At 64.3% G+C, this 15,234-nt stretch carries 16 protein-coding genes; 12 read left to right on the plus strand and 4 right to left on the minus strand.

Translation table 11 applies throughout. The features are described 5' to 3' along the window. Nucleotides 1–61: 61 nt before the first annotated feature. The 8 genes from BLW56_RS01065 (at nt 62) to BLW56_RS01100 (ending at nt 6,423) form a co-directional block, all read left to right on the plus strand. Nucleotides 62–274, plus strand: a complete 213-nt coding sequence (locus BLW56_RS01065; protein WP_062181488.1) for a helix-turn-helix transcriptional regulator — start codon at nt 62–64, stop codon at nt 272–274. After that, nucleotides 267–704 carry a hypothetical protein gene (locus BLW56_RS01070; RefSeq protein WP_093508834.1) on the plus strand — a complete coding sequence of 146 codons (438 nt, stop codon included), beginning with the start codon at nt 267–269 and terminating at the stop codon, nt 702–704. The genes BLW56_RS01065 and BLW56_RS01070 overlap by 8 nt, the downstream gene beginning before the upstream one ends. A gap of 52 nt (nt 705–756) precedes the next feature. Then, nucleotides 757–1,689 carry a TraB/GumN family protein gene (locus tag BLW56_RS01075; protein WP_093508835.1) on the plus strand — a complete coding sequence of 311 codons (933 nt, stop codon included), beginning with the start codon at nt 757–759 and terminating at the stop codon, nt 1,687–1,689. Nucleotides 1,690–1,694: 5 nt separating this feature from the next. Next, nucleotides 1,695–2,585: a TraB/GumN family protein gene (locus tag BLW56_RS01080; RefSeq protein ID WP_093508836.1), complete on the plus strand. Its 891-nt coding sequence runs from the start codon at nt 1,695–1,697 to the stop codon at nt 2,583–2,585. A 111-nt stretch (nt 2,586–2,696) separates the two neighbouring features. Then, nucleotides 2,697–3,329 carry a 50S ribosomal protein L25/general stress protein Ctc gene (locus tag BLW56_RS01085; protein ID WP_093508837.1) on the plus strand — a complete coding sequence of 211 codons (633 nt, stop codon included), beginning with the start codon at nt 2,697–2,699 and terminating at the stop codon, nt 3,327–3,329. Between the two features lie 66 nt (nt 3,330–3,395). Then, nucleotides 3,396–3,965, plus strand: a complete 570-nt coding sequence (pth, locus tag BLW56_RS01090; protein WP_093508838.1) for an aminoacyl-tRNA hydrolase — start codon at nt 3,396–3,398, stop codon at nt 3,963–3,965. Next, nucleotides 3,962–4,372 (plus strand): GNAT family acetyltransferase, encoded by a 411-nt coding sequence (locus tag BLW56_RS01095; protein ID WP_093508839.1) that lies wholly within the window; start codon nt 3,962–3,964, stop codon nt 4,370–4,372. Before pth ends, BLW56_RS01095 begins: the two co-directional genes overlap by 4 nt. 173 nt (nt 4,373–4,545) lie before the next feature. Beyond that, nucleotides 4,546–6,423, plus strand: a complete 1,878-nt coding sequence (locus BLW56_RS01100) for a PhoX family protein (protein ID WP_093508840.1) — start codon at nt 4,546–4,548, stop codon at nt 6,421–6,423. A 53-nt stretch (nt 6,424–6,476) separates the two neighbouring features. On the opposite strand, the gene BLW56_RS01105 is transcribed toward BLW56_RS01100, so the two are convergent. Continuing rightward, on the minus strand, nt 6,477–7,142 hold the full coding sequence (locus BLW56_RS01105) for a CAP domain-containing protein (RefSeq protein WP_093508841.1): 666 nt from the start codon (nt 7,140–7,142) through the stop codon (nt 6,477–6,479). Nucleotides 7,143–7,272: 130 nt separating this feature from the next. Here BLW56_RS01105 and ychF point away from each other — a divergent pair, with 130 nt between their 5' ends. Further along, complete coding sequence (ychF, locus tag BLW56_RS01110) at nt 7,273–8,370, plus strand: redox-regulated ATPase YchF (RefSeq protein WP_093508842.1); 1,098 nt, start codon at nt 7,273–7,275, stop codon at nt 8,368–8,370. Nucleotides 8,371–8,749: 379 nt separating this feature from the next. On the opposite strand, the gene BLW56_RS01115 is transcribed toward ychF, so the two are convergent. Next, nucleotides 8,750–9,151: a MerR family transcriptional regulator gene (locus tag BLW56_RS01115; RefSeq protein ID WP_093508843.1), complete on the minus strand. Its 402-nt coding sequence runs from the start codon at nt 9,149–9,151 to the stop codon at nt 8,750–8,752. Nucleotides 9,152–9,192: 41 nt separating this feature from the next. Between BLW56_RS01115 and BLW56_RS01120 the strand changes: the two genes are divergently transcribed. The 3 genes from BLW56_RS01120 (at nt 9,193) to BLW56_RS01130 (ending at nt 12,816) form a co-directional block, all read left to right on the plus strand. Beyond that, nucleotides 9,193–9,930: a glutaredoxin family protein gene (locus BLW56_RS01120; protein WP_093510718.1), complete on the plus strand. Its 738-nt coding sequence runs from the start codon at nt 9,193–9,195 to the stop codon at nt 9,928–9,930. Nucleotides 9,931–10,008: 78 nt separating this feature from the next. Beyond that, nucleotides 10,009–11,577: an alkaline phosphatase D family protein gene (locus BLW56_RS01125; RefSeq protein WP_093508844.1), complete on the plus strand. Its 1,569-nt coding sequence runs from the start codon at nt 10,009–10,011 to the stop codon at nt 11,575–11,577. A gap of 42 nt (nt 11,578–11,619) precedes the next feature. Next, nucleotides 11,620–12,816 carry an alkaline phosphatase family protein gene (locus BLW56_RS01130; protein WP_093508845.1) on the plus strand — a complete coding sequence of 399 codons (1,197 nt, stop codon included), beginning with the start codon at nt 11,620–11,622 and terminating at the stop codon, nt 12,814–12,816. On the opposite strand, the gene BLW56_RS01135 is transcribed toward BLW56_RS01130, so the two are convergent. Continuing rightward, nucleotides 12,817–13,338 carry a hypothetical protein gene (locus BLW56_RS01135; protein WP_093508846.1) on the minus strand — a complete coding sequence of 174 codons (522 nt, stop codon included), beginning with the start codon at nt 13,336–13,338 and terminating at the stop codon, nt 12,817–12,819. 1 nt (nt 13,339) lies between these two features. Next, nucleotides 13,340–15,157, minus strand: coding sequence for a DNA mismatch repair endonuclease MutL (gene mutL / locus BLW56_RS01140; protein WP_093508847.1), 1,818 nt, complete (start codon nt 15,155–15,157; stop codon nt 13,340–13,342). Nucleotides 15,158–15,234: the final 77 nt, after the last annotated feature.

The raw sequence follows: 15,234 nt of genomic DNA on the forward strand, positions 1-15,234 counted from the left end.
GCTCTTTTGATGGCTATGGGATGATGATGATCCTTCGGATGGAAAAACAGGCGAGGCGCCGATGAACAACAAGCTGAAAGTGCTGCGCGCGATGCGGAACTGGAGCCAGGCGGAACTCGCCGACCGGCTCGATGTCTCGCGGCAGGCGGTGAATGCGATCGAAACGGGGAAATATGACCCGTCGCTGCCGCTCGCCTTCAAACTCGCGCGCCTGTTCGACATGCCGATCGAAGAGATTTTCGACGACGGCCACGAAGGAAATGACAATGACTGATGCCGATGTTTCAAAGCCGCGTCGCCGTATGTCCCCGCGACAAAAGCGCTATTGGACCTCGCTGGGGCTTGCCGGGCTGATCGGCGGGCTCGTCGGCGGCTGGATGGTCGCCGATCAGTCCGGCACGCCGCACTCCGCCGCAACACTCTTCAGCGGCGCGCTGACGCCCGGCTTCGCGATCGGCGCCTCGGCGGCGTGGGTTATCGGCCTCGCGATTAGCATGGTCATCTATCACCGCGCGATCGACGATCACGAGGAACATGCCTGGCTCTGGGCCAGCACGGCCGGATGGTATGCCTTCATCTTTCCGGCGCCTGCCTGGTGGGTACTCCACCGCGCCGGCATGGCGCCTCCCGCCGACGCGATGATTTTGTTCGTCTTCTCGCTGGTCGTAAACTGCATCGTCTATCTATGGCTGAAGTTTCGCTGACCTTTCCGCTTTCCCCACAAATGTTTAAGCCGCCCAAGAAAGGCATTCTCCAATGAAGACCTGGTTCAAGACGCTCACGACAGGCTGCGCGATCGCCGCGCTGGCGCCGGTCGCGCTTTTTTCCGCCCACGCCGCCGAACCCGCAGCGCCCACAACCACGGCTGCCCCCACGACCGACGCCGATCCCGCGCTATGGGTTCTCAAGGACGAGGACACGACGATCTATCTCTTCGGCACGGTCCATGTGCTGAAGCCCGGCCTCAGCTGGTTCGACGAGGCCGTGAAGACGGCGTTCGACACATCCGACGAGCTGATGCTTGAAATCGTCATGCCGGAGGATCAGGCGGCCGTGGCAAAGGAAATGATGCCGCTGGCGATCGACCAGAGCGGCAAGACGCTTTCGTCGCGCCTCGACCCCGATCAGCTCAAGGCCTATGAAGCCGCGCTGGCGAGCCTTGGCATCACGCCGGCGCAGTTCGATATGTTCGAACCCTGGTTTCCCGCGATGACCCTGTCCGTCCTGCCGCTCACCAAGCTCGGCTATGATCCGGAACAGGGCGCCGAAAAGCTGTTGACGAGCGCGGCCAAGAAAGCCGGCAAGCCCGTATCGGGCCTCGAAACGCTGGGACAGCAGCTCGGTTTTTTCGATACGCTTCCCGAAGCACAGCAGGTCGCTTTCCTGAATTCGGTGGTCAGGGATCTCGACAAGCTGGGACCGCAGCTCGACAAGATGGTCGCGCTGTGGGCCAAGGGCGACCCCGACGGGCTGGCAGTGACAATGAACGAGAGTCTGGCCGCCACCCCCGAACTCGCCAAGACGCTGCTTTGGGATCGCAACGCCCGCTGGGCCGATCAGTTGAAAGCGCGGATGGATCAGCCGGGCACCGTGTTCGTTGCCGTCGGCGCGGGCCATCTGGCCGGTGAAAAAAGCGTTCAGGATTATCTGAAAGCGCGTGGCGTCACCGTGAAACGGGTTGAATATTGAAGCAAATGCTTCGCCTATTCGGTTATCGGGGTCGCCGCTTTGCGGCGGCCCTTTTGCCGCTCCTGCTCGCCGCGTGCGGCACGACAGAACCGACGCAACAGGCGCGTCCGGCAATGTGGCTGATCGCCGACGAGGACACCAAAATCTATATGCTGGGGGCGATGCACGCTCTGCCGAGCAGCACCGACTGGGAAGGAGGCAAGGTCGCGGACGCCGTCGCGGCGTCGGACGAACTGGTGATGGAATTGTCGCCCGCCGAACTGGCGAATGCCGGCGCCGTGTTTCAGGCGCTCGCCCCTCGAACCGAACCGCTGCCAATGGCGAAACGGCTTCCCGCGCAGGCGCTCGCCAGCTACCGGGCACTGGAAGCAAGCGGCGGCGGTTTCGGCGGCGACGCGCTCGACGACTGGGCCGTGATGGTGCTGATGGGCCAGCGCGTGGCGCAAAAGGCCGAGCTCGATTCATCCAACGGCGTAGAGGCGCGCCTGACCGAACGGTTCAAAGATGCCGGAAAGCGGATCGGAGGCCTGGAAACGGCCAAGGACCAGCTGATGTTCTTTGAAACGCTCGACCCTGCGACGCAGCGCACCCTGCTGACCCGATCGGCCGAAAAATCGGACGAGGCGGTAAAGGATGTGAAAGCCCTGACCGCGGCGTGGGGTCGCGGTGATGTTGCTGCGCTGGAGCGGGTCATCAACGAGGATGTCGATACGGTCCCTGCGGCGCGCAAGGCGATCCTCACAGACCGCAACCGGCGCTGGAGCGCATGGGTGCAAAAGCGGCTGGACCAACCCGGCACGGTCCTGATGGCGGTCGGCGCGGGCCATCTGGTCGGCTCCGACGGTGTGCCCGCGATGCTCGAGGCCGACGGGCTGAAGGTCACGCGCGTGCAATAGCGCGCGCAGTGCTTGCATTTCGGCGGCTTCCCCGCTAAGCGCCGCCGCTTCCGTCCATGGTCATCCCTGGAGGCGTGGCGGAACTGTGTAACTGTTTCTCGGAGAAATAACATGAGCGATCAGCTGACGCTGACGGCCGAGACGCGCGAACGCGGAGGCAAGGGAGCCTCGCGTGACCTGCGTCGTAATGGCCGCGTCCCCGCCGTTGTCTATGGCGGCAAAGAAGAACCCCTGATGATCCACGTCGAAGAAAAGCTGCTGATGAAGCAGCTGATGACGGGTCACTTCATGAACTCGGTCGTGATGATCGACGTGGGTGGCAAGACCATCCGCACCCTGCCCAAGGACGTCGCTTTCCACCCGGTGAAGGATCGCCCGATCCACGCCGATTTCCTCCGCATCTCGAAGGATGCCAAGGTCACTGTCGCGGTTCCCGTCGTGTTCGCGAACGAAGACGCCTCGCCGGGCCTGAAGCGCGGCGGCGTGCTGAACATCGTGCGTCACGAGCTGGAAGTCGCCTGCGACGCGGACAAGATCCCCGACGAGATCACGATCGACGTCACCGGTTTCGACGTTGGCGATTCGATCCACATCAGCAACGTCACCCTGCCCAAGGGCGTTGAAAGCGCGATCACCGATCGCGACTTCACCATCGCCACCATCGTCGCTCCGTCGGCGCTCAAGTCGAGCGACGGCGACACGACGAAGGACGAAGGCGAAGCTGCCGAAGGCGGCGAAGCCTAAGCATTTCGGACCGCCCCTCCCCGCTGCGGGAGGGGCGTTTCCACCGGACCCGGGAAAGGCAGCCTTATGCAACTCTGGGTCGGCCTCGGAAATCCCGGGCCTCAATATGCGATGCACCGTCACAATGTCGGCTTCATGGCCGTCGATGTCATCGCCGACCTTTATGGTTTCCCTGCGCCCACAAAAAAATTCCAGGGCTGGGTCCAGGAAGGTCGCATCGGATCGCAGCGCATCCTGCTGCTCAAACCCGGCACATTCATGAACGAAAGCGGCCGCAGCGTGCGCGCCGCACTCGATTTCTACAAATTGACCCCGCGGGACGTCACCGCCTTTTACGACGAGCTCGACCTTACACCGATGAAGATCAAGGTGAAGCAAGGCGGCGGGGCGGCGGGCCATAACGGCATCCGCAGCATGATCCAGCATATCGGCGAGGATTTCCGCCGCGTGCGCATCGGCATTGGCCATCCGGGCCACAAAGACCGCGTCACCGGTCATGTTCTCGGCAATTATCACAAGAGCGAGATGGAACCGCTGATCGACCTTTTGGGTGCGATCGCGGCCGAAGCAAAATGGCTCGCCGACGGCGACGACGTGCGCTTCCAAAGCGATCTCGCGCTACGCTTGCAGGCGTGATCGCGACCCGCGCCGCGACCGCCGCCGACCGCGATGCGGCTATCGCGATCTGGGAAGCATGTGGCCTGACGCGCCCATGGAACGATCCGCACGCGGATTTTCTTCGCGCGCTCGATCATGACGCATCGACCATCCTCCTCGCCGAACACGGCGCGCATATTCTCGGCACCGCCATGACCGGCTTCGACGGGCACCGGGGGTGGATTTACTATCTTGGCGTCGCGCCCGGGCATCAAGGTCGGGGCATTGCGCGACAGTTGCTCGATGCGTCGTGCGAATGGCTCCGGCTGCGCGGCTGCCCCAAGGTCGAATTGATGCTTCGCGAGGGCAATCCGGCAGCCGGCCTTTACGAGCATCTTGGCTGGGAACGGCAGGACGTCCGTGTGTTTGCCCGGTGGCTGACCTGACCTCCCAATCGGCCGCAGACGACCGCCCCCCGTTCCCTGCAACAAGACCGTCACAAGAGTCCCATACCCCCGACTTGGTGAAGCCATCTAGCTGACACCTCCCTCTGCAATCGGTGCGCCACCTCATCCCGGACGATCCAGTCCGGGGCTCAACCGAAAACAGGGGAACTGCATTGTCACATCTTACCGACGAAGCCCGCGCGCCATTCCGCCGCGAGGCCGACGGACTGCCCGGGCCCGACAGCCTGGAAGCGATCGTTGCCCAGAATCCGACGCGCCGCACGCTGCTCAGGAACGGCCTGTTCGGCCTGTCGATTCTCCCCGTGATGGCGCTCGCCGCGTGCGACGACACCAGCGGCGACCCGACCGTCACGCTTCCGCCGACCCCGACTCCGACGCCGACCCCCACGCCGACCCCGCCGCCCAGCTTTGCCGCCAGCTTCACCGCAGTCGCCGCGAATCAGAGCGATGCGGTCACCGTTCCGGCTGGTTACACCGTCGACGTGCTGCTCAAAGCCGGTGATTCGGTCGAAGCGGGCGCCCCCTATAACGGCAGCTTCCCAGCGACCCCGGCGATCGCCGAGAAATGGGCGGGCGGCAATCACGACGGCATGGAATATTTCGCGTTCCCGGGCGTCGACGCCAACAACCGCGGCCTGCTGGCGATGAATTACGAATATCCCGACTTCAACATTCTGATGGCAGGCAGCTACAATGCCGCGACCGCAACCGCAGACCAGAAGGCGATCGCGCTGTCGGCCGTCGGCATCGGCGTCGTCGAGATCGCCAAGGGCAACGACGGTAAATGGGCCGTGCAGCCGGGATCGACCTATAACCGGCGCTACACCGGCAACAGCAGCTACCGCGCGAGTGGCCCCGCCGCCGCCCAGCTGTCGGCCAACATCAAGGGAATGCTCAACAATTGTTCGAGCGGCCGCACGCCGTGGGACACCTACCTGACCTGCGAAGAAACGATGGACAATTATTTCGATCCGACGCAGCCGACGCGCGATTATGGCTGGGTGGTCGAGATCGATCCGCGGCGCGAACTGGCGCAGCCGACGAAGCGCACCGCGATGGGCCGCTTCAACCATGAAAACGTCGCCTATATGACGAACAGCGCGAACCGCGTCGCTTTCTATATGGGTGACGATACGACGCCGGGCTGCATCTATAAATTCGTGCCGGCGCAGGCGTACAGCACGACGAACCGCGCCGCGAACACCGATCTGCTCGACAATGGCACGCTCTATGTCGCGCGCTTCAATGCCGATGGCACGGGCGAATGGCGTGCGCTGGTTGCAGGTCAGAACGGCCTGACCGCGGGCGCATCCGACCCGGGCAATGTCAGCCAGAGCACGACGCCGCCGACGCCGACGATCGTCAACTTCAACAGCCAGGCCGATGTGCTGCTCAACTGCCAGTCGGCGGCGCGCGTCGCAGGCGGCACAGTGATGGATCGCCCCGAATGGCTGACCGTCGCACCCGACAACAAGGCGGTCTATTGCACGCTCACCAACAACAGCGGTCGCCGCGTCGTCGACGCCGCCAACCCGCGCGTCACAAACCTGCACGGACATATCATCAAGTTCCGTGAGGAAGGCGATTCGCCGCTGGCCACCAAGTTCAACTGGGAAATCTTCCTGACCGCTGGCGACCCGTCGCTCTCGTCGGGCGGCAGCAACCTCGTCGGCAATATCGTCGGCGACACCTTCTCGAGCCCCGATGGCCTCCGTATCGATCCGCAGGGCCGCATGTGGGTGCAGACCGATCACAGCGTTCCGGGCAACTCGGGCGTCGCGGGCAAGACGATCGACCAGGCGTTCGGCCACAATGCGATGTTCTATGTCGATCAGGTGAGCAAGCAGTCGAAGCGTTTCCTCGTCGGCCCGCTCGGCTGCGAGATCACCGGACTCGCCTATACGCCCGACCTTCGCACCTTCTTCGTCAACATCCAGCACCCGACGGGCAACTGGCCGGTCGCCGGCGAGCAGCCGCGTTCATCGACGATCGTCGTGCGGCGGACCGACAACCAGCCGGTTGGCAACTGACGACCGCACACGCCGCCCGCCTTCCCCATGAAAGCGGGCGGCGTTGCAAATATTCAACGCTGCGGCGGGGCCGGTTTGCGGACGGGTGGGGGCGGTGGCGAACCGTCGCGCGTCTGCGACATCAGGGTCACGCACATCGTCCGGTGTACCGGATGTCCGCCGCAGGCGATGCCGGCATAGCGGTGCGTCGGACGCAGCAGGCTATGGCGATGGCCGCGGTCGGGCACCCCGTCGTCGATCAAGAGCTGGTCGACGACGCCTTCGGGCGTGTGGTGCCCATAGGTGATGACCTCGTTCACATAAGGCCCGCCGCCGCGCGCCTTCATCCGCTCGCCGGGGCCGCTGCCCCTGGTGTAGTGACCGACAGCGCCCGAGCGCGACTGGACCGCGACATGATCGGCGGCGGCGCGCGCCAGCGCATCGCTCCATTCGAGTTCGACGAGCGGTTTTTCGCGGCGGAGATCGCGGATCGCCTCGTCGACCGCAGCCACGCCTTCGCGCGTCATAATGTCGATCTCGCTGTCGTCGTCGCTGACGAGGAGCTTGCCCTGGAAACGCGGGCGATAGTCGCGCAGATATTCGGCGTAGGCCGCAGGATCGCTGCGAAAGCGGTTGAGTTCGGTGAAAACGCCTTCCTCGAAGCGGCTCGGCGCAGCGACCGCGGCGGTCGCAGCCAGAGTCAGACCGATGCCGGCGGCGAGGAGGCGGGTTTTCGTCATGGCGCTTGCGATAAAGCCGCAAGTCTGAACCGCACGCAACGGCAAAGACTGGCATCCGGCGCGACTTGGCGCTAGGGGCGCTGCAACAGCGGCGCCCACTCAACAGCGCGCCGAACCTCACGGAGTTTTTATGGGTTTCAAATGCGGCATCGTCGGCCTGCCCAATGTCGGCAAGTCCACCCTGTTCAACGCGCTGACCGAAACCGCGGCGGCGCAGGCGGCGAACTACCCCTTCTGCACGATCGAGCCGAATATCGGCAACGTTGCGGTGCCCGATGCGCGCCTTGAAAAGCTGGCCGCGATCGCGAGCAGCAAAAAGATCATCGCTACGCAGCTCGCCTTTGTCGACATCGCCGGCCTGGTGCGCGGCGCGTCGAAGGGCGAAGGGCTCGGCAACCAGTTCCTCGGCAATATTCGTGAGGTCGACGCGATCGTCCATGTCCTCCGCTGTTTCGAGGATGACGACATCCAGCATGTCGAGAACAAGGTCGACCCGGTCGCCGACGCCGAAACGGTCGAGACCGAGCTGCTGCTCTCCGATCTCGAAAGCCTCGAAAAGCGTGTCCCCGCCTTCGCCAAAAAGGCGGCACAGGGCGACAAGGAAGCGAAGATCGCCGCCTCGGTACTCGGGCAGGCGCTCGATCTGCTTCGCGAAGGCAAGCCCGCGCGGCTGGTCGAACCCAAGGATGACGAGGAAGCCCGCGTGCTGCGCACCGCACAGCTCCTGACCTCGAAGCCGGTCCTTTACGTCTGCAACGTCGACGAAGGCAGCGCCGCGAACGGCAACGCCTTTTCGGAGAAGGTGTTTGCCAAGGCCGCGTCCGAGGGTGCGCAGGCGGTCGTCGTTTCAGCGGCGATCGAGAGCGAGCTCGTGACGATGGAGATGGCCGACCGGATGGAGTTCCTGTCGGAGATGGGCCTGACCGAAACCGGTCTCGCGCGCGTCATCCGCGCTGGTTACGAACTGCTCCACCTCATCACCTTCTTCACCGTCGGGCCGCAGGAAGCGCGCGCCTGGACCGTTCACACGGGGGCGACGGCGCCCGAAGCCGCGGGCGAAATCCACAGCGATTTCCAGAAAGGCTTCATCCGCGCCGAGACGATCGCCTATGACGATTATGTCGCGCTGGGCGGTGAAGCGAAGGCGCGTGAAGCCGGCAAGCTGCGCGCCGAAGGAAAGGCCTATGTCGTGCATGACGGCGACGTGATGCACTTCCTGCACAGCTGATCCGAGTTCGGCGGCGCCGCACAAGCGTCCACAACGTCCGCCTTTGAGGCCTTAAGGCGACAAAAGATACGGACGTACAGCTCGAAACTGTCTCCTTTGTCGCTCTAAGCCGATGAGCCGAAAGTCGACGATTTCAAAGAGCGGATTGCAGGCTGGCATGGTCCGATAATGTAGGACAGCGGTTTTTCCAGGGTCGAGGTCTGCTTTGGGGTTGAGAGCTGTCGTTCCTATCTTCGTCATTCCCGCGAAAGCGGGAACCTAGAGCGGCCGTCGGCTGGCCTATCGCTGGGTTCCCGCTTTCGCGGGAATGACGAAGTGTAGGAGGCCGAGCGTCCGCTTCCGGTCGGTTGCCGCCGTTTCGGCACTGATTTGTCAGACCCTATGGCTCGAACGCCGCCAGGATCGGGCATGGCCCTTTGTCGCTCGCGGCACACTGGTCGGCGAGGCGCGCGAGGGCGGCGCGGGTTTCGGTCATTTGGGCTATCTTGGCGTCGAGCGCGTCTATCCTTTGGCGAGCCAGCGTCCGTACGCGCACGCGGTCGTCGCTTGCCTCGAGCGCGAGCAGTTCGGAAATCTCGTCGAGCGTGAAGCCCGACGCCTGCGCCGAACGGATGAATTTCAGGCGTCGAAGGTCGTTATCGCCATAGCGGCGAATCCCGCCGCCCCATCCGTCGCCACCGCTACGTGCAGGCGTGCCGATCAGCCCGCGGCGCTGATAATAGCGCACCGTCTCGACGCCGACGTCGCCTGCGGCGGCCAATTTCCCGATCGTAAGCTGCACCGCTTGACTCCGTACCATGGTACGGACGCTATATGGGGCGCATGACACGCCAAGCAACCCTCCATCGCATGGTCATGCCGGGGCACAGCTGCCCCTATGGCCTCAAGGCAAAACATCTGCTCGAACGCCGCGGCTTCACGGTCGACGACCGCTGGCTGACGACGCGCGAACAGGTCGACGCATTCAAAGCCGAACATGGGGTCAAGACGACGCCGCAGACCTTCATCGACGGCGTTCGCGTCGGCGGCCATGACGACCTCCGCCGCCATTTGGGGCTGCCGGTCGCCGATCCCGACGCGACGAGCTACACCCCGGTGATCGCGCTCTTCGCGATGACCGCATTAATGGCGCTTGCCGCGAGCTTCGCGGTCGAAGGCAGCGCCTTCACATTCCGCGCAGCCGAATGGTTCATCTCGTTCAGCATGATCGTTCTCGCGCTGCTGAAACTGCAGGATGTCGACAAATTCGCGACGATGTTCCTGAATTACGACCTGCTCGCAAAGCGCTGGGTGCCCTATGCGAGCATCTATCCCTTTGCCGAAGGGCTCGCGGGCGTCCTGATGACCGCGCATGCCCTGCCCTGGCTGTCGATCCCGCTCGCGCTGTTCATCGGCGGCATCGGCGCAGTGTCGGTATTCAAGGCCGTCTATATCGAGAAACGCGACATCAAATGCGCCTGCGTCGGCGGCAGCAGCAAGGTGCCGCTGGGCTTTGTCTCGCTAACCGAAAATGTGATGATGGTCCTGATGGCGTTGTGGATGGCGCGCATGTGGTTCTGACCCGTGCCTCCATCCGTCATTGATGAAACATATGGCTGGGCTATCAGGGGCGGTGATTCGCCCCCACGGAGCCTAGCCATGTTCAATCGCCGCCATTTCCTTGCCGGGGCCACCCTCGCCGGTCTCGCCGCCCCCGCGATCCTGCGCGCCGAGGGCGGCATCTTTCGCGAATTTCCCTTCAGCCTTGGCGTTGCGGCGGGCGATCCGGCGAGCGACGGCTTCGTCATCTGGACGCGCCTCGCCCCCGAACCGATGGAACGCCATGGCGGGATGCCGCTGGCGAATTTCCCCGTCGACTGGGAAGTATCGAGCGACAGCGGTTTCCGCGACGTCGTCGCGAAGGGCACCGAACTGGCGCGCCCCGAACTCGCACACAGCGTCCATGTCGAGGTGGCGGGTCTGCAACCCGATCGCCCCTATTATTACCGCTTCACCGCCGGTGGCGAGCGCAGCCTGCGCGGCCGCGCACGCACCCTCCCGGCGCCGGGCGCCAAGGCCGATGCACTGAAGTTCGGCGTAGCCGGATGCCAGCATTTCGAGGCCGGCTTTTTCGGCGCCTATCGCCATCTCGCGCGCGAAGACCTCGCCTTCGTCTATCATTATGGCGACTTCATCTATGAATATAGCGAGGACTATCTGTTCAACACCGGGCTGCCGACGCGCCCGGTGCGCAAGCACGCCTTTCGCGCGCTCGTCGACGTCACCGATTTCCGCAATGCCTATGCGCAGCAACTGGGCGATATCGACCTGCAGGCGGCGCGTTGTACGCACGCTTTCCTGTCGAGCTTCGATGACCACGAAATCCGCAACGACTGGGTTTCGGACATCGACAATTGGAAGCTGGGCCTTGACGTCAACGACCCCGAAGCCGCGCCGCCCGAAGTCTTCATGCTGAAAAAGCAGGCGGCGATGCAGGCGTGGTACGAGCATATGCCGGTGCGCAAAGCATTGCTGCCGCGTGGCGGAATGGTCGCGATGAACCGCGAATTCCGCTGGGGCGACCTGATGGCGATGCAATTGCTCGACACGCGGCAATATCGCGACGACCAGCCGTGCGACGACGGGTTCAAGCCCGCCTGTCCGGGCGTGTTCGACAAAAATGCGCAGGTATTGGGCAAGGCACAGGAAGAATGGCTCGGCCGGAATCTGTCGAAGGGCGGCGCCACATGGAACGCCTTTGCACAGCAGATCACGATGATGTCGCTCGACCGGCGGCGCAAAGCCGACGAGCCGAAGAAAATCCTCAATCTCGATAGCTGGGCAGGCTATGAAGCGCCGCGCGAGCGCATCCTGTCGCGCATGGCGGGGCTCAAGAACAATGTCGTCCTGACCGGCGACGAGCATCAGAATTTCTGCGGAGACCTGGTGCTCAAGGACAAGGTCGTAGGGGCCGAATTCGTCGCGACCTCGATCTCGTCGGGCGGCGACGGCAGCGACAAGCGCAACGGCACCGATGTGTTCCTGAGCCAGAACCCAGAACTCAAATTCGCGAACGACCAGCGCGGCTATATCGTGTGCGACGTCAATCGCGACGCGTGGCAGACGCATTTCATGGTGGTCGACAAGGTGACGACGCCGGTGAACACGCTGTCGAAGCGCGCGACGGGCGTCGTCGAGCGCGACGTCGCCGGGATCAAGATGGCGTGAAGTGTCGCGTCATGGTCACAAAGGCGCCATAGCGGACCCCACATGAACCGCTTTCTCTCGCTGATCCTCGCGCTCTTCCTTCCCCTTGCCGCACAGGCGCAGGACGGAGGCGAGCGTAAGCCCGTGACGATCCTGATCTCGATCGACGGCTTTCGCGCCGATTACCTCGACCGGGGGATCACGCCGAACCTGTCGCGGCTGGCTGAAGAGGGCGCGCGCGGGAAGCTCCGCCCGTCCTTCCCCACCAAGACCTTTCCCAATCATTATGCGATCGTCACCGGCAAGCGGCCTGACACCAACGGCATCGTCGGCAATAATATGATCGACCCGCGGCGCCCCGACGTGCGGTTCAGCCTCGGCGATCCGAAACAGTCGCTCGATCCCTTCTGGTGGGACGAAGCCGAGCCCGCATGGGTGACGGCCGGCAAGGCTGGCGTGCGCAGCGCGACGATGTTCTGGCCCGGCAGCGAGGTCGCGATCCACGAGAACCGCCCGCCCGACTGGCTGCGCTACGACGCCGACGTCGGCTATGCGCAGCGGGTCAACACGATCCTCGACTGGATGCGCCGGCCCGCCGATATCCGCCCGGCTTTCGCGACGCTCTATTTCGAAGCGGTCGACGACGCGGGACACAAGTTCGGGCCCGACAGCGCCGAGGTCAATGCCGCCATAACCGCAGTTGACGCACGCGTTGGCGAGCTGGTGGCGGGGCTGGCAGCGATGGGTCAGCCCGCGCAGATGATTGTCGTCGCCGATCACGGCATGCGCGCAATCGACGAAAGCCGCACCATCCAGCTCGCCGACCTGATCGATCTGCCGAGTATCGTCGCGGTCGAAACCGGCCCCTATGCCGCGATCGAGCCGGCCGCCGGGACCGACGAGCGCGTATACAAAGCGCTGCTGAAACCGCATGACCATATGATTTGCAACCGCCGCGAGGAGCTGCCGAAGCGATTGCATTATGGCCGCAATCCACGCGTTGCCGCGATCATCTGCATCGCCGAACCTGGCTGGTCGATACTCGCAGGCACGCCCACATGGCCCATAAAGGGCGGTGCGCATGGCTATGACAATCAGGATCCCGAAATGCTCGCGCTGTTCGTCGCGAGCGGGACGGGCCTGAAGGGCGATATCGGGATCGTCGATAATATCGAGGTCTATCCGCTGCTGATGCGGCTGATCGGCGTCCCGCCGCTGCCGAGCGACGCGACGGGCGACCTCGCCAAACGCCTGCCCTGATCAGTCGCGCAGCACCGCCATCGCATGGATTGAGGCGGTCGGCGCATTGACGATCTGGAGCTGGTAGCGCCCCTGCGTCACGTCGAATTCGACCATCTTGCGAATGCCCGAACAGGCGGGGCCATGGCCGTGCGCGAGTGATTTCACCACCGCGCCATCGCGGATCAGATCGATCCACGCACCCGCGTCGAGCGCGACGATGAGGCGACCGTCCTTCTTCACCGCGATCGGGATCATGCCGCCGAATTTATAGACGTCGGGCTTGCGCTCGGGCGCGACGCCGTAACGCAGGCTTTCGAACTTGTGCAGCGGCAACGCCGTTCGCGCCGCGCCGAGCGGCGACCAGTCGGCGCCGAGGTCGTCACCATAGGCGTAAATGGTCTTGCCCGATGCATCGCGCGACCAGCCGGAAAGCTCGGGCGGCAGAACGGGCTTGGCAGGACAGGTCGGCGCAACGGGCGCAGCCGATGCGACGGTGGGCAAGGCCGCAGCGAGTGCGACGGCGATAATCCGAACCTTCATCCTATTTCCTCCCGAACAATTTCTCGACGTCATCCATCGCCAGCTTCACCCATGTCGGGCGGCCGTGATTGCACTGTCCCGAATGCGGTGTCACTTCCATCGTGCGGAGCAGCGCGTTCATTTCGGCGACGCCGAGCGTGCGCCCTGCTCGCACCGACCCATGGCACGCCATCGTCGCGGCGACCAGTTCGAGCCGTTCGCTGAGCCCCAGCGCCGCATCATAGCCTGCCAGATCGTCGGCAATATCGGTGACGAGTTTCTGGCAGTTGATCCCGCCCAGCATCGCCGGGGTCGCGCGCACCATGACGGCGGCCGGGCCGAAGCGTTCCAGCTCTACACCCAGCGCGGCAAGCTGCGGAGCCGCGGCTTCGAGCCGGTCGCACGCGGGCTCGTCAAGCTCGACGACCTCGGGGAGCAACAATCCTTGCGACGGAACCGCCTGCCCGCTCATCCCGCGACGGAGTTGTTCGAGCACGAGCCGTTCGTGCGCCGCATGCTGGTCGACGATCACAAGGCCGTCCTCGGCTTCCGCCACGATATAGGTCTTGGCGATCTGTCCACGTGCGATGCCCAGCGGGTGTGCCTCGGCCTGTGGCACGGGCGCGATTGCCGGTTCGGCGCGGCCCATCGGGAGCGCATCGCGCGGTGCAGCGAAATCGACGATGCGATCGTGCAGCAGCGCCGTCGTTCCACCGCTCGCCCCGCCAAACATCGCGGCAGGCGCCTGCGAATGCGACGGGTACGGAGCGAACAAGGTCGGCGCGGCCGGCTGAGGCGCCACCGGTTCCTGCTGCCACGCCGCCAGCGCGGCCTCGGCCGGGCGCTGGACGCTGCGGAAACCATGCTCATCGAGCGCGCGGCGAAGACCGCCGACGATCATGCCGCGAATGAGCTGCGGGTCGCGAAAGCGCACCTCGGTCTTCGCCGGATGGACATTCACATCGACCTCGCTGGTCGGCACGTCGAGGAACAGCGCGACGACCGGATGGCGATCGCGCGCGAGCAGGTCGGCATAGGCGCCGCGCAGCGCGCCGACGAGCAGGCGGTCCTTCACCGGGCGCCCGTTGACGAACAGATATTGGTGATCGGCGATGCCGCGATTGTAGGTCGGCAGGCTGATCACGCCGCCCAGATGCACCGCGCCGCGGTCGATATCGACGCCGATGCTGTTCGCGGCAAGATCGCGCTGGGTAAGCGCGGCGACGCGCGAAAGCTGATCCTGCCCGCCCTGCACATCGAGCACGCGGCGCCCGTCATGTTCGACGGTAAAGCCGATATCGGGTCGTGCCATCGCGAGCCGCCGCACGACGTCGAGACAGGCGGCATATTCGCTCCGCGCGCTGCGCAGGAATTTGCGCCGCGCCGGAACGCGCGCGAACAGATCCTCGACCATCACGCGCGTTCCCGTGGCGAGCGCCGCCGGCCCTTCGGCAACCACCGCGCCATTGTCGACGACGCGCTTCCAGCCGTCGCCGCCCGCAACGCGGCTTTCGAGCGTCAACCGCGCTACGCTTGCGATCGAGGGCAGCGCCTCGCCGCGAAACCCCATCGTCGTGACATCTTCGATCGCGTCGGTCGGCAGCTTCGACGTCGCATGACGTTCGAGCGCAAGCGCCATATCGGCCGGGGTCATCCCGCAGCCGTCGTCCTCGACCTCCAGCCGCGAAATCCCGCCCTCGGTGATTCGCACCGAAATGCGAGTCGAACCGGCGTCGATGGCATTTTCAACCAGTTCCTTGAGCGCCGCGGCGGGTCTTTCAACCACTTCACCGGCTGCGATCCGATTTACTAGCGTTTCCGGCAGGCGACGTATTGACATGGCCGCTCTCCTAGCGCAGTCGAACGCAAATCGCGACCCATCCGCACAGCCCTGATCATTTTGTCCAGCCACCCCCT

It is taken from the genome of Sphingopyxis sp. YR583 (assembly GCF_900108295.1).
In the GTDB taxonomy this organism is placed as follows: Bacteria; Pseudomonadota; Alphaproteobacteria; order Sphingomonadales; family Sphingomonadaceae; genus Sphingopyxis.

Excerpts from the sequence above, each read along its gene's own strand:
- ychF (WP_093508842.1), top strand. The coding sequence starts at position 7,273 with ATGGGTTTCAAATGCGGCATCGTCGGCCTGCCCAATGTCGGCAAGTCC.
- BLW56_RS01120 (WP_093510718.1), top strand. The coding sequence starts at position 9,193 with ATGACACGCCAAGCAACCCTCCATCGCATGGTCATGCCGGGGCACAGC.
- BLW56_RS01105 (WP_093508841.1), bottom strand. The coding sequence starts at position 7,142 with ATGACGAAAACCCGCCTCCTCGCCGCCGGCATCGGTCTGACTCTGGCT.
- BLW56_RS01125 (WP_093508844.1), top strand. The coding sequence starts at position 10,009 with ATGTTCAATCGCCGCCATTTCCTTGCCGGGGCCACCCTCGCCGGTCTC.
- BLW56_RS01065 (WP_062181488.1), top strand. The coding sequence starts at position 62 with ATGAACAACAAGCTGAAAGTGCTGCGCGCGATGCGGAACTGGAGCCAG.
- BLW56_RS01085 (WP_093508837.1), top strand. The coding sequence starts at position 2,697 with ATGAGCGATCAGCTGACGCTGACGGCCGAGACGCGCGAACGCGGAGGC.
- BLW56_RS01075 (WP_093508835.1), top strand. The coding sequence starts at position 757 with ATGAAGACCTGGTTCAAGACGCTCACGACAGGCTGCGCGATCGCCGCG.
- BLW56_RS01130 (WP_093508845.1), top strand. The coding sequence starts at position 11,620 with ATGAACCGCTTTCTCTCGCTGATCCTCGCGCTCTTCCTTCCCCTTGCC.
- BLW56_RS01080 (WP_093508836.1), top strand. The coding sequence starts at position 1,695 with ATGCTTCGCCTATTCGGTTATCGGGGTCGCCGCTTTGCGGCGGCCCTT.
- pth (WP_093508838.1), top strand. The coding sequence starts at position 3,396 with ATGCAACTCTGGGTCGGCCTCGGAAATCCCGGGCCTCAATATGCGATG.
- BLW56_RS01135 (WP_093508846.1), bottom strand. The coding sequence starts at position 13,338 with ATGAAGGTTCGGATTATCGCCGTCGCACTCGCTGCGGCCTTGCCCACC.
- mutL (WP_093508847.1), bottom strand. The coding sequence starts at position 15,157 with ATGTCAATACGTCGCCTGCCGGAAACGCTAGTAAATCGGATCGCAGCC.
- BLW56_RS01070 (WP_093508834.1), top strand. The coding sequence starts at position 267 with ATGACTGATGCCGATGTTTCAAAGCCGCGTCGCCGTATGTCCCCGCGA.